Raw genomic sequence first — 13,359 nt, forward strand, 5'->3', positions numbered from 1 at the left:
TCAGACTTGCCGTAAAACGCGCAGTATAAGGGGATTAACAGCGAAAAGCAGCCCGACCAGCGGCCGGGCTGTAAAGATTAGCGTACGTTGCCGCAGTTCAGGCAGAAGGCGTAGCGATTTTGCGGATCATTAAGATTGTTCATCAGGCCAGGCTGATCTTTCACTGCACTCATTACGTCCAGCATCGGCGCGGGCAGCCACACCTTCAGTGCTGCTGGCAGCATCGCTTGTGCAGAGGCATTCATCTGATTTAGCAGCAGGTCAATCATGCCGGGGTCGTCCTGATACCAGCTAAGCTGCGGCTTGGCGACTTTTGCCAACTCAGCCGCTTTCGCCACGGCATCGTCAAAATCACCCAACGCATCCACCAGGCCATTGGCTTTAGCATCACTGCCGGTCCAGACATGGCCCTGAGCGATATCATTGATCTGTTCTGGCGTTTTATGACGCGACTTCGCGACCAGTCCGACAAAGTTACGATAGCCGTTTTCGATGGTCAGTTGCATCAATTGCTGCACTTCCGTCGGCAGGGCTTTGGTGGTGGCAACGTCAGCCAGCGGAGAAGTGGCCACGCCATCCGTGTGCACACCAATACTGTTCAGGCTATTTTCAACCGTGTTAATCACGCCGAAAATACCGATTGAACCGGTCAAGGTGCTGGGTGCGGCCACAATGTAGTCTGCTGGCGTCGAGATCCAGTAGCCGCCTGAAGCCGCCATGCCGCCCATTGAGACCACCACTGGCTTGCCGGCATCATGGGCTGCTGCTAACTCTTCACGAATCGCTTCCGATGCCGACACGCTGCCACCTGGGCTGTTGACGCGCAGTACAATCGCTTTGATTTTCGGATCGAGACGCGCATCGCGAATCTGCGAAGCGGTGGTATCGCCACCCACGTTTCCGGCGGTTTCCTCACCGTCCATAATCGCACCGCTGGCGAAGATCACCGCAATATTGCCATCCTGGTCCTGCTGAGGCTGCTTCACTGTGTAATCGTAAATGCTGACGTTGCGATAATCGTTATTGGCTTTATCCCAGCCAAAGGTTTTCACCAGTTCCTGATCAGCAGCCGCACGGCTATCCAGCACATCAACCAATTTACTGTTCAGCGCATATTTTGCGGTATCGCCGTCAACAGCCTGCAATCCGCTGATGACGCCGGCTGCTCCCGGGAACAGTTGATCCGGGGTAATCTGGCGATTTGCGGAAACGGTGTTCAGGTAGTTCTGCCACAGCTGGCCGATCCAGCGACTATCCGCATCACGTGCTTCCGGAGACATATCGTCACGCAGGAAAGGCTCGACGGCAGATTTGTAGGTGCCCACACGGAACACATGAGAATTGACTTTGAGCTTCTCTAACAGGGATTTGTAATACAACCCATTGGTAGCAAAGCCATGCAGATCAACGGTACCCTGCGGTGACAGATAAATTTTGGTGGCATAGCTGGCGATGTAGTATTGCGCCTGGCTATAGCTATCACCAATGGCGTATATCGGTTTGCCCGCATCACGGAACTCACGCAGCGATTTGCCCAGATATTGTAATGAGGGTTGATCGCCGCCAGCAAAATCACGCAAATCAAGCACGATCCCGGTGATGTTTTTGTCAGTTTTCGCCTGACGAACCGCATCCACCACGTCGAACAATGAATTCTCTTGCAGGCGATCGCTGCTCGCGCCCAGCAACTCACGGCTGATGCGACTCAGGCGATTACTGACGGAAGGTTTATCCACTAATACACCGCTTAAATCCACCTTGAGTGCACCCTGTTGCACCGGTTCGCTGCTGTTGGCGCTGGAAAGCTGTAACCAGATACCGACACCGGCGAGGATTAAGACGATGAGGAATAAATTAAGAATGAATTCCCGAATAAAATTCAACACCCGCCAGCTCCAGCGGAACAGGCCAGCAATAATTCGCCACAATGTGCGCATAAACTCTCCATATTCACGTAACAGGGCAGTCGCCACGCGGTCTGCCCCGATGTCGGGTTCATCCTAAAGAGCAGCGTGCGAAATGTCAGCAGGAAATCGCGCCAGACTGTTACAAAAGATCTTGCTGTGCCAGGATTAGCCCACGCTTTTTATTCACGGGAGAATAATGATGGATGCACTGGATTTATTAATTAACCGCCGTTCGGCTTCGCGTCTGGCAGAACCGGCACCAGCGGGCGAAGTCTTGCAGAACATTTTGCACGCAGGCTTACGTGCACCGGATCATGGTACGTTGCAGCCGTGGCGCTTTATCATTGTAGAGAATGAAGGGCGTGAGCGTTTTGGTAAATTGCTTGAACAAGCGGCGCGTGACAGCAACCTCGATGAAAAGGCGATTGAAAAATCCGCCACCGCACCGTTTCGAGCGCCGATGATTATCACTGTTGTGGCGCACTGTGAAGAGCATGCCAAAGTCCCGCATTGGGAACAGTTGGTTTCAGCAGGTTGTGCCGTGATGGCGATGCAAATGGCCGCGGTGGCGCAGGGCTTTAACGGTATCTGGCGCAGCGGTCCATGGACTGACCATCCTTCAGTGCGCGAAGCCTTTGGTTGCCGCGAGCAGGATGCGATTGTCGGATTCCTGTATCTCGGTACGCCGCAGCTTAAAGCGAATACCACGGTGGTTGCACCAGACACCGCGCAATTTGTCAGTTATTTCTGACAGACATCGGCGGGTTTCTTCGGCAGGGTGAGGCGTGTTGCAAAGATTGCACACCGCGTGTGCGAAAGATCGAGCTTAAACCGCGCAACACTTACCACCGGTTGACAGCCAGGCTAACATACAGCCTTCTGTTCAGCGTATAAGGAACCCGCCATGAGTGAACCTCTTCGTCTGACGCAATACAGCCATGGAGCTGGCTGCGGCTGCAAAATTTCGCCGCAGGTATTGGAAACCATTCTTCATAGTGAGCTGACCCCTTTTCATGACCCCCAGTTGCTGGTGGGCAACGAAACACGTGACGATGCTGCCGTATACGATCTTGGCAACGGCACAGCGGTAGTCAGCACTACCGACTTCTTCATGCCGATTGTTGATGATCCCCATACCTTTGGCCGTATCGCCGCCACCAACGCTATCAGTGATATTTATGCCATGGGCGGCAAACCGATTATGGCGATTGCCATCCTGGGTTGGCCGGTCAACGTGCTGAGCCCGGAAGTGGCTCAGCAGGTCATTGAAGGCGGTCGTGCGGCCTGTCAGGCTGCTGGTATTGCGCTGGCGGGTGGGCATTCGATCGATGCGCCGGAGCCGATTTTTGGCCTGGCCGTCACGGGAATTGTTGATGTGGCGCGGGTGAAAAAGAACAGCGCCGCGCAGGTGGGAAGCCAGCTGTTTCTCACCAAGCCGCTGGGAATTGGCATCCTGACCACCGCCGAGAAAAAAGGCCTTCTGCTGCCAGAACACCAGTCATTAGCGGCGGAGGTGATGTGTCAGTTGAATAAAGCCGGTGCCGAGTTCGCCAAACTGGATGGCGTCAGCGCCATGACCGATGTCACCGGTTTTGGCTTGCTGGGACATCTGAGTGAGATTTGCCAGGGATCAGGTTTGCGTGCGGAAATCCACGCCACACAGGTTCCGCGCTTACCGGGTGTCGATGAGTATATCGCCAAAGGTGCCGTGCCCGGCGGCACTCAGCGCAATTTTGCCAGCTATGGCGCCCTGATTTCCGCGATGGACGATGCAACACGCGCGTTACTGTGCGATCCGCAAACCTCGGGTGGTTTACTGGTGGCGGTGCAACCCAGCGAGGTCGAAGCCTTCCAGCGCTGCGCAATATTGGCCGGCGTGCAGACGACGGCGGTGGGTGAACTCTTCGCTGCCGATCCTTCCTGTCCATTAATTACCGTCGTGAATTGACGTAGAAGGAACGACGCCAGACATGCGTTTGTTTATTGCTGAAAAACCCAGCCTGGCGCGTGCCATTGCTGATGTACTGCCGAAGCCGCATCGCCGCGGTGACGGTTTTATTGCCTGTGGCAACGATCAGATGGTCACCTGGTGTGTCGGACATTTGCTGGAACAGGCGCAGCCGGACAGCTATGACAGCCGCTATGCGCGCTGGAATCTTGCCGACTTGCCGATCATTCCGGAAAAGTGGCGTTTACAGCCACGTCCGTCGGTGGCTAAGCAACTCAAAGTGATTGAGGGTTTGCTGCAACAGGCGAGTGAAGTGGTGCACGCCGGTGACCCGGATCGAGAAGGTCAGCTGTTGGTGGATGAAGTGCTGGACTACCTGCAACTCGCGCCGGAAAAGCGGCAGAAAGTGCAGCGCTGTCTCATTAACGATCTCAACCCCTCCGCCGTGGAGCGAGCAGTCAGCCGTTTACGTGAGAATCGCGAGTTTATCCCGCTGTGCGTCTCCGCATTGGCCCGCGCCCGCGCAGATTGGCTCTACGGCATCAATATGACCCGTGCCTGGACGCTATTAGGCCGCAATGCCGGTTATGATGGCGTGCTGTCGGTCGGACGCGTACAAACGCCGGTGCTCGGCCTGGTGGTGCGTCGCGATGAAGAGATCGAAAACTTCATTCCGAAAGATTACTTCGAAGTGAAAGCGCACATTGTGACGCCGAAGGATGAGCGTTTTGTTGCCAGCTGGATACCCAGCGACGCCTGCGAACCCTGGCAGGATGATGAAGGTCGCCTGTTACACCGTTCGCTGGCCGATCATGTCTTAGAGCGCATCAACGGTAAGCCGGCGATAGTGACAGGCTATAACGACAAACGGGAATCTGACACCGCACCATTGCCGTTTTCGCTCTCCAGCCTGCAGATCGAGGCGGCAAAGCGTTTCGGCCTGAGTGCGCAAAACGTACTGGACTGCTGCCAGCGTCTGTATGAAACCCATAAGTTGATTACCTATCCGCGTTCAGACAGCCGTTATTTGCCGGATGAACATTTTGCCGGACGGCATGCGGTGCTGAATGCGATACAGGCGCACCAACCCAATCTGACACCGCCTACGGATTTTAACCCTGATCAGAAAAACCGCTGCTGGGATGATAAAAAGGTGGATGCGCACCACGCGATCATCCCTACCGCCCGCGCCAGTAAAGTGAACCTCACGGAGAATGAAGCCAATATTTACGGCCTGGTGGCACGTCAGTATCTGATGCAATTTTGCCCAGACGCGGTGTTTCGCAAATGCGTTATCGATCTCGAGATTGGCGGGGGCAAGTTTGTTGCCAAAGCGCGTTTTCTGGCAGAAGCGGGCTGGCGTGCCTTACTCGGCAGTAAAGAACGCGATGAAGAGAACGATGGCACGCCTTTACCGGTGGTGGCAAAGGGCGATGAGCTGCTGTGTGAGCGCGGTGAGGTGCTTGCCAAGCAGACGCAGCCGCCGCGCCCGTTTACCGATGCCACCCTGTTATCCGCCATGACCGGCATCGCGCGCTTTGTTCAGGATAAAGAATTAAAGAAAGTGCTGCGTGCGACCGATGGTTTAGGGACGGAAGCGACGCGAGCCGGCATTATTGAATTATTGTTCCGCCGGACATTCCTCGTGAAGAAAGGCCGCTATATTCATTCTACGGACGCGGGCAGGGCGCTGATCCATGCGTTACCAGAAATGGCGGCCCGACCAGATATGACGGCTCAATGGGAATCGACATTAACACGTATCAGTGAAAAGGCCTGCCGCTACGATGAGTTTATGCAGCCGCTGGTTGCCACGCTGATCGGGTTAATTGGCGAAGCGCGTCAGCGACCCTCGTTGCAATCATTTAGAGGCATTGCCGCACCGGCCGCTAAACGTAAAGCAAAACCGAAATCGACCCGGCGTAAAACCAAGGAGACAGAGTGATGCGTTATATCCTATTAGCGCTTAGCGGGCTGCTGTTGTGCATGAATTCGGCGCTGGCGAACCGCCAGCCGGAAAACAGTCGCACGGGCAATACGGATGTGGTGGTGGATATGCCACCGGAAGTCTGGACACAGGGACAGAATAATCAGCAGAGCAACTGTCTGCAGTGCTGCACTTATGAGAATCGCAGTTACTCTGAAGGGGCGGTCGTGAAAGCGGAAGGCGTGCTGCTGCAGTGTGGGCGTGATGAGAAAGTGATGGGCACTAACCCGCTTATCTGGAAAATCATCAAGTAAAGGTGCGTGGCGTTCTCACGCCACGCAGTTTACTTATTTTTCCAGATTGAACGTCGACCAGACAGGTGCATGATCCGATGGTTTTTCCATGCTGCGGATCTCGTAATCAATGCCACTTTCAATGCAACGCGCTGCCAGCGGTTGACTGGCCAGCAACAGGTCGATACGCAGACCACGGTTATCATCAAAACCTTTTGAACGGTAGTCGAACCAGGAGAAACGGTCAGCCGTTTCCGGGTATTTCGCGCGCCAGGTATCGACCAGACCCCAATGCAACAGGCGATCCATCCACTCACGCTCTTCTGGCAGGAATGAGCATTTACCGGTGCGCAGCCAGCGCTTGCGGTTATCTTCGCCAATGCCGATATCAAGATCGGTACTGCTGATATTCATGTCACCCATGATCAGCACCGGCTTATCAACCGCCAACTGCTGTTCCAGATAATCCTGTAAATCACGGTAGAACTTCTCTTTCGCCGGGAATTTAGTTGGATGGTCACGGCTTTCACCCTGCGGGAAGTAACCGTTAATCACGGTGATGTCGCCAATCGGGCTGGGGATTTCCGCCATGATTAGGCGGCGTTGTGAATCTTCATCATCACCGGGAAAACCACGACGTACCGAAACAGGCTGCGCTTTGGTCAGCAGCGCGACGCCGTAGTGGCCTTTTTGACCATGATAAAACACGTTGTAACCCAACTTGCTGACGTCTTCGAGCGGGAACATGTCATCGTGAACTTTGGTTTCCTGCAGGCCGATGACGTCTGGCTGATGCTGTTCGACGAGGGCTTCAAGTTGATGAGGGCGTGCGCGCAAGCCATTGATGTTGAAAGAGATAAATTTCATTTCGCTGCCATTCTTATCCGCAAAAGTATGCCGGGATGGTAACGAGTTTTCGTTAGAATGTCATGGATTGAATCGGGAAGAAATAACATGTAAGCAATAGGAAAAGCGATGGTGGCGGGAGAAGGATTCGAACCTTCGAAGTCGATGACGGCAGATTTACAGTCTGCTCCCTTTGGCCGCTCGGGAATCCCGCCAGGGATATAAAGCTCTTAGTGATTCAGGTGAGAAGATTATTCAGATGGTGGCGGGAGAAGGATTCGAACCTTCGAAGTCGATGACGGCAGATTTACAGTCTGCTCCCTTTGGCCGCTCGGGAATCCCGCCACTGGCCTGAATAATGTGCCTGAAAGCGGGGCGCATCATACCAAATGCGTTCTGACTGTAAAGCGCGGAAAACAAAAATATGAATCGTTTGCCCACTTTTCATCCGTGGCGCTGAAGAGTTGCACAATTCAGCGCCAGGACGCTTACAGAATGATGGTGCGGTTACCGTAAACGAACACGCGCTGGCCCAGCACTTTATACAGCGCGCGGCTCAGGACATTCTTCTCGACATCACGACCGGCACGCATCATCTCTTCTGCGGTGTAGCTGTGATCGACGTTGATCACGTCCTGCATGATGATCGGACCTTCATCGAGGTTGTCATTCACGTAGTGCGCGGTAGCACCGATAATTTTTACGCCACGCTCGTAAGCCTGATGGTAAGGACGCGCGCCGATGAAGGCAGGCAGGAACGAGTGGTGAATATTGATGATCTGATTCGGGTAACGCTGCACAAAAGCCGGCGTCAGCACGCGCATATATTTGGCCAGCACCACGTAATCCGGCTGGTAGCGATCAATTTCATCGCCCATGCGGTTGTCATGCTCTTCACGCGTCAGGCCTTCATGGCTGACCAGCACAAACGGAATATCGAAACGTTCAACCAGCGAGCGCAGCGTTTCATGGTTACCAATGACGGCGGCAATCTCCATATCGAGACCACCAAACGCGCATTTCATCAGCAGATCGCCCAGGCAATGCGCCTCTTTGGTCACCAGAATCACCACACGACGACGACCAGCGCTCTGCAATTCCCGCACCGAACCTACCGGTAACGCGCTGTCGAGATCCGCCAGCAGGGTATTGTCGTTGAAAATCCCTTCCAGCTCTGTGCGCATGAAAAAGCGCCCGGTACGGTGATCGACAAACTCATTGTTTTGCACAATGTTGAGTTCATGCTTGTAGCAAATGTTGGTGATCTTGGCGATCAGACCTTTCGCATCAGGGCAAATGGTCCGTAAAACTTTTCGTTGCGTGTTTTGCGCTTGCATCTCGATCAGAGTCCTGTCAAAGCGATGAATGGTAAAGCCGTTGTGCATCTGTCCAGATTAACCACAACATTTTTTGTATTTTTTATCGGAGCCACAAGGACAGCGATCGTTGCGCCCCAGCTCGGGCACCGTTCCGTCGATATAGTACCAGCGTTGATCCTCACGAAGAAAGCGTGAACATTCATAGATGGCCCAAGTGCGCTCTTTTTCGCGGTAACGCGCAAAAAAGGTCACAAAGGCTTCATTCTCGTGGCTTCCATGATTACAACGGGTTACATTCAAGCCCAGCCACTCAGTGCCGGAAAAACTTTCAGATAATAACGTCTCAAGGTCGGCCACACGCTTACTGGAGTGCCAGGTCGCAGCCAGATAACCCGCGTTCTTTTCAACATAAGCGGTGTAGCGTGAACGCATTAATTGTTCAGCGCTGGCAGGGAATGCCTGACCGCTCAGAAAGGGCTGGCAACATAAGCTATACTGCTTTCCGCTGCAGCAGGGGCACTTTTCAGACACGTCATCTCCTGTGAGTGATTAAAGTTAATTAAAGTGTGCGCTATGGTAGCCGACTGCTGAGCGGGATGCTACGTACCAGACTAATCACGAGGTGCGATGAGAAAGGTGAGGATCGGGCTGGCCCTGGGTTCAGGTGCCGCCAAAGGTTGGGCGCACATTGGTGTGATTAATGCGCTGGAGCGTGCCGGCATTGAAATAGATGTGGTTGCAGGCTGCTCTGTCGGCGCGCTGGTGGGATCGGCGTACGTCAATAATCGGCTGGGCGTGATGGAAAAGTGGGTCAGCGCATTCCGCTACTGGGATGTAATCCGTCTGATGGATCTGTCGTGGCAGCGTGGTGGTTTGCTGCGCGGCGACCGCGTGTTCAGCCACATCCGTCAGTTGATCCCCAATGAATTGATTGAGGGGTGCAATAAACCCTTTGGCGTGGTGGCCTCGAATTTAAGTACCGGCCGTGAGTTGTGGTTAACCGAAGGCGATTTGCATCAGGCAGTACGTGCGTCCTGTAGTATGCCAGGCTTATTACCACCTGTTGGCTACAATGGTTACTGGCTGGTGGATGGTGCCGTGGTCAATCCGGTGCCGATATCTCTGACACGAGCCCTTGGCGCCGACATTGTCATCGCGGTGGACTTACAGCATGACGCGCATTTAATGCAGCAGGATTTATTATCGGTGACACCACAGAGCGGTGAAGAAGAGGCCGCGGCTGAGGCATTAAGCTGGGGCAAAAAATTGCGCCAGCGCATACTGGGTCTGACGCACCGCCGGGCCAATCAAACGCCGGGCGCCATGGAGATCATGTCCACATCCATCCAGATTCTGGAAAACCGCCTTAAACGTAATCGTATGGCGGGCGATCCACCGGATGTGCTGATTCAACCGTTTTGTCCGCAGATATCCACACTGGATTTTCATCGTGCAGAAGAAGCCATTGCGGCAGGTAAAGCCGCCGTCGAGAAAAAAATGGATGAACTATTACCGCTGGTCCGTGGCAGATAATCAGGTTGTTCATTCTCAGGCAGTGCGACTTCAGTCAATTCTGAAAGGCGCAACTGCGTTTTATGAACCACTATTGAAATATCTGGTACGCAGGGGGAGAGAATGGAAAAACCACTAATCGGCAAAAAGATACTCATTGTCGAAGATGAGGTCGTTTTCCGTTCGATGTTAGACACTATGTTGGTGGGGCTGGGAGCCAGCACGCTGGAAGCGGGAGATGGCCTCGATGGCTTAACCTTGCTGTCGGCTCAAGCCGTGGATTTGGTGATTTGCGATCTGGAGATGCCGCGCATGGGGGGGCTTCAGTTCGTCGAACGTATCCGCAGCCGCGGTAATAGCGTGCCAATCTTGATCATCTCCGCCACGCAGAACATGGCTGATATTGCGCATGTCCTGCGCCTTGGGGTTCAGGATGTTCTGCTTAAGCCGCTCAGAAACCTCGAACGTTTTCGTGAAGCTGTTTATGAGTGCCTTTATCCTTCGATGTTCACTTCCAAAGTTGAGGAAGATGAACAGCTGTTTCAGGATTGGGATGCACTGGTCCGCGATCCTTTAGCTGCGTCTAAGTTACTGAAGCAGTTGCAACCTCCGGTTCAGCAAACCATCGCCAATTGCCGCATTAACTATCGCCAACTGACCATGGCCGAACAGCCAGGGCTGGTGCTGGATATTGCCGCGTTGTCCGACAAGGATCTGGCCTTCTACTGTCTTGATGTGACCCGAGCAGGCGATAATGGCGTGTTGGCCGCCTTACTGTTGCGCGCGCTGTTTAATGGTCTGCTACAGGAACAACTTTCCGGACAGAAACAGCGCTTGCCGGAGTTAAACGGCCTGCTGCGCCAGGTCAATATGCTGTTACGCCAGGCCAATCTCAGTGGCCAGTTCCCCTTGTTGGTGGGGTACTACCACCGTCAGTTGAAAAACCTGATTCTGGTCTCCGCTGGCCTCAACGCCACATTGCACATTAACACCCATCAGATTCAACTCAGTAATGGCGTGCCGCTTGGTACTATGGGCAGTACGCACCTCAATCAGATCAGTCAACGCGCTGATGCCTGGCAGTGCCATGTGTGGGGCGCGGGTGGCAGGCTACGGCTGATGTTATCGGCTGAAGAATAAGCGATTGGATTTATATTTTTTGCGGGCTGGAGACAGGGCCAGGGGTAAGCTTTACACTTGGGTAATAGTCTTAAATTCCGCGGATTAGCTCCATCCAGGATAAATCCGTCTGATAGTAACTGATATACTCATTTCGTTTTTAAACCGACATATCAAGTATTAACTTGAACGGCCTATTAAGAGAGGTATTTAGATGTCTGCCTATAAGTCTAAAGTAAAAAAAGCGGTAATCCCGGTTGCAGGTCTGGGTACGCGTATGCTGCCTGCTACTAAAGCTATTCCAAAAGAGATGTTACCGCTGGTCGATAAGCCGCTGATCCAATATGTCGTGAATGAGTGTATTGCTGCGGGCATTAACGAAATCGTGTTGGTTACGCACTCTTCTAAAAACGCCATCGAAAACCATTTTGATACCAGTTTTGAGCTGGAATCCATGCTGGAAAAACGCGTTAAGCGTCAGCTGCTGGATGAAATCCAGTCTATCTGTCCTCCACACGTGACCATCATGCAGGTGCGTCAGGGTATTGCGAAAGGCCTTGGCCACGCAGTGATGTGTGCACATCCGCTGGTCGGTGATGAGCCGGTTGCCGTGATTCTGCCAGATGTGATCATCGATGAGTACGAATCTGACCCAACCAAAGACAACCTGGCAGAAATGCTGGCGCGTTACGAAGAAAGCGGCCGCAGCCAGATCATGGTAGAGCCGGTTGCTGATGTGACCGCTTACGGTGTCGTTGACTGCAAAGGTGCTGACCTGGCGCCAGGCCAGAGCGCGCCAATGGTGGGTGTGGTTGAAAAGCCTAAAGCTTCTGAAGCGCCTTCTAACCTCGCAGTTGTGGGTCGTTACGTGCTGTCTGCTGACATCTGGCCACTGCTGGCGAAAACCCCTCCAGGTGCTGGCGGCGAAGTTCAGCTGACTGACTCCATCGCCATGCTGATGGAAAAAGAGACCGTTGAAGCCTATCACCTGACCGGTGTAAGCCATGACTGCGGTAACAAACTGGGTTATATGCAGGCTTTCGTTGAGTATGGCGTTCGTCATCCAGTACTGGGTAAAGACTTTACTCAATGGCTGGAAGGCGCTGTAGGCAACAAAAAGTAATTCATTAAACACAGGATAATTCAATGAAAGTCACTGTATTTGGTATCGGCTATGTCGGTCTGGTTCAGGCTGCGGTGTTAGCCGAAGTCGGACATGACGTTCTCTGTATTGATGTCGATGAAAAGAAAGTCGAAAACCTGAAAAAAGGCCATATTCCGATTTTCGAACCGGGTTTGACGCCGCTGGTCATGTCTAACTATGAAGCGGGTCGCCTGAAGTTCAGCACCAATGCAGAAGAGGGTGTTAACCACGGTGTCATGCAATTTATTGCTGTGGGTACGCCGCCGGATGAAGACGGTTCTGCCGATCTGAAATATGTGACTGCGGTTGCGCGGACAATTGCAGCGCACATGAACGATCATAAAGTGGTGATCGATAAATCTACCGTCCCTGTCGGAACGGCTGATCGTGTGCGTGCAGTAATGGCCGAGACGCTGCAAAAACGTGATGTGAACATCCCGTTTGATGTGGTTTCTAACCCTGAATTCCTCAAGGAAGGGGCTGCAGTAAACGACTGCATGCGTCCTGAGCGCATCGTGGTGGGCACTGATAACGACGACGTGGTTGAGTTGTTGCGTGAGCTTTATGAGCCATTCAACCGCAATCACGATCGCATGATTCTGATGGATATCCGCAGTGCAGAGCTGACCAAGTACGCAGCGAACTGCATGCTGGCGACCAAAATCAGCTTCATGAACGAAATCTCTAACCTGGCAGAACGTCTGGGAGCCGACGTTGAGAAAGTCCGCCAGGGGATTGGTTCAGATTCTCGCATTGGTTATCACTTCATCTACCCTGGCTGTGGCTACGGTGGTTCGTGCTTCCCGAAAGACGTGCAGGCGCTGATTCGTACTGCTGAGTCGATTGGTTATACACCGCGTCTGTTGCAGGCGGTAGAAGATGTGAATGATTCACAGAAGAACAAATTGCCGAGCTTCATCAAGCGTCATTTTGGCGACGATCTGCGTGGCAAAACCTTTGCTCTCTGGGGCCTTGCGTTCAAACCTAACACCGACGATATGCGTGAAGCCTCCAGCCGTGTGCTGATGGAAACGCTATGGGAAGCGGGTGCGACCATTCAGGCATTTGACCCTGAAGCAATGGAAGAAGCGCAGCGTATTTATGGCCACCGCGACGATCTGAAGCTGACCGGTACCAAAGAAGCGGCGTTGCAAGGTGCTGATGGCCTGGTCATTTGTACTGAATGGCAGAACTTCCGTGCGCCAGATTTCGACGTTATCAAAACCGCGTTAAAACAACCCGTGATTTTTGATGGTCGTAACCTGTATGATCCGGAGCGTATCAGCAAACGCGGCTTTACGTATTACGCTATCGGCCGCGGAGCATCAATTCAAATTGTGTAAT

General features: G+C 53.2%; 12 protein-coding genes, 2 tRNA genes and 1 pseudogene. 8 read left to right on the forward strand and 7 right to left on the reverse strand.

What is annotated here, in order from left to right:
- Positions 1-77 precede the first annotated feature (77 nt).
- Positions 78-1,937, reverse strand: coding sequence for a signal peptide peptidase SppA (gene sppA, locus WFP70_RS02145; protein WP_034828799.1), 1,860 nt, complete (start codon positions 1,935-1,937; stop codon positions 78-80).
- A gap of 169 nt (positions 1,938-2,106) precedes the next feature.
- On the opposite strand from sppA, the gene WFP70_RS02150 reads away from it, so the two are divergent.
- Positions 2,107-2,658, forward strand: a complete 552-nt coding sequence (locus WFP70_RS02150; RefSeq protein WP_034828801.1) for an NAD(P)H nitroreductase — start codon at positions 2,107-2,109, stop codon at positions 2,656-2,658.
- A gap of 9 nt (positions 2,659-2,667) precedes the next feature.
- Here WFP70_RS02150 and WFP70_RS26760 read toward each other — a convergent pair.
- Positions 2,668-2,721: pseudogene (locus WFP70_RS26760) on the reverse strand (hypothetical protein); the annotation flags it as partial.
- 90 nt (positions 2,722-2,811) lie between these two features.
- Here WFP70_RS26760 and selD point away from each other — a divergent pair.
- Genes selD through WFP70_RS02165 form a run of 3 tightly spaced genes read left to right on the forward strand, consistent with a single transcriptional unit; the run spans position 2,812 to position 6,096 of the window.
- Positions 2,812-3,855: a selenide, water dikinase SelD gene (selD, locus tag WFP70_RS02155; RefSeq protein ID WP_337022449.1), complete on the forward strand. Its 1,044-nt coding sequence runs from the start codon at positions 2,812-2,814 to the stop codon at positions 3,853-3,855.
- 22 nt (positions 3,856-3,877) lie between these two features.
- Complete coding sequence (locus tag WFP70_RS02160; protein ID WP_337022450.1) at positions 3,878-5,800, forward strand: DNA topoisomerase III; 1,923 nt, start codon at positions 3,878-3,880, stop codon at positions 5,798-5,800.
- A 41-nt stretch (positions 5,801-5,841) separates the two neighbouring features.
- Positions 5,842-6,096: a YnjH family protein gene (locus WFP70_RS02165; RefSeq protein ID WP_236699723.1), complete on the forward strand. Its 255-nt coding sequence runs from the start codon at positions 5,842-5,844 to the stop codon at positions 6,094-6,096.
- A gap of 33 nt (positions 6,097-6,129) precedes the next feature.
- Here the strand turns inward: WFP70_RS02165 and xthA are convergent, their stop codons facing one another.
- The 5 genes from xthA to WFP70_RS02190 form a co-directional block, all read right to left on the reverse strand.
- On the reverse strand, positions 6,130-6,942 hold the full coding sequence (xthA, locus tag WFP70_RS02170) for an exodeoxyribonuclease III (RefSeq protein WP_034828809.1): 813 nt from the start codon (positions 6,940-6,942) through the stop codon (positions 6,130-6,132).
- A 109-nt stretch (positions 6,943-7,051) separates the two neighbouring features.
- Positions 7,052-7,136 (reverse strand) — tRNA-Tyr (locus WFP70_RS02175).
- Between the two features lie 45 nt (positions 7,137-7,181).
- Positions 7,182-7,266 (reverse strand) — tRNA-Tyr (locus tag WFP70_RS02180).
- Positions 7,267-7,409: 143 nt separating this feature from the next.
- Entirely contained in the window at positions 7,410-8,258 is an 849-nt protein-coding gene (gene purU, locus WFP70_RS02185) for a formyltetrahydrofolate deformylase (RefSeq protein ID WP_034828882.1), read from the reverse strand.
- A 57-nt stretch (positions 8,259-8,315) separates the two neighbouring features.
- On the reverse strand, positions 8,316-8,771 hold the full coding sequence (locus WFP70_RS02190) for a YchJ family protein (protein WP_337022451.1): 456 nt from the start codon (positions 8,769-8,771) through the stop codon (positions 8,316-8,318).
- A gap of 96 nt (positions 8,772-8,867) precedes the next feature.
- Here WFP70_RS02190 and rssA point away from each other — a divergent pair, with 96 nt between their 5' ends.
- The 4 genes from rssA to WFP70_RS02210 all read left to right on the forward strand — a co-directional run bounded on the left by rssA (position 8,868) and on the right by WFP70_RS02210 (position 13,358).
- On the forward strand, positions 8,868-9,773 hold the full coding sequence (gene rssA / locus WFP70_RS02195; protein WP_097116983.1) for a patatin-like phospholipase RssA: 906 nt from the start codon (positions 8,868-8,870) through the stop codon (positions 9,771-9,773).
- A gap of 102 nt (positions 9,774-9,875) precedes the next feature.
- Positions 9,876-10,892 carry a two-component system response regulator RssB gene (gene rssB / locus WFP70_RS02200; protein WP_034828815.1) on the forward strand — a complete coding sequence of 339 codons (1,017 nt, stop codon included), beginning with the start codon at positions 9,876-9,878 and terminating at the stop codon, positions 10,890-10,892.
- 193 nt (positions 10,893-11,085) lie between these two features.
- Entirely contained in the window at positions 11,086-11,994 is a 909-nt protein-coding gene (gene galU / locus WFP70_RS02205; RefSeq protein WP_034828817.1) for a UTP--glucose-1-phosphate uridylyltransferase GalU, read from the forward strand.
- Positions 11,995-12,017: 23 nt separating this feature from the next.
- A complete protein-coding gene (locus WFP70_RS02210; protein WP_034828819.1) occupies positions 12,018-13,358 on the forward strand; it encodes a UDP-glucose dehydrogenase family protein in 1,341 nt (446 codons plus the stop codon).
- The last annotated feature ends 1 nt before the right edge of the window (position 13,359 follow it).

The sequence above is a fragment of the Pantoea sp. USMM079 genome (genome assembly GCF_037153115.1).
Taxonomy (GTDB): Bacteria; Pseudomonadota; Gammaproteobacteria; order Enterobacterales; family Enterobacteriaceae; genus Pantoea; species Pantoea communis.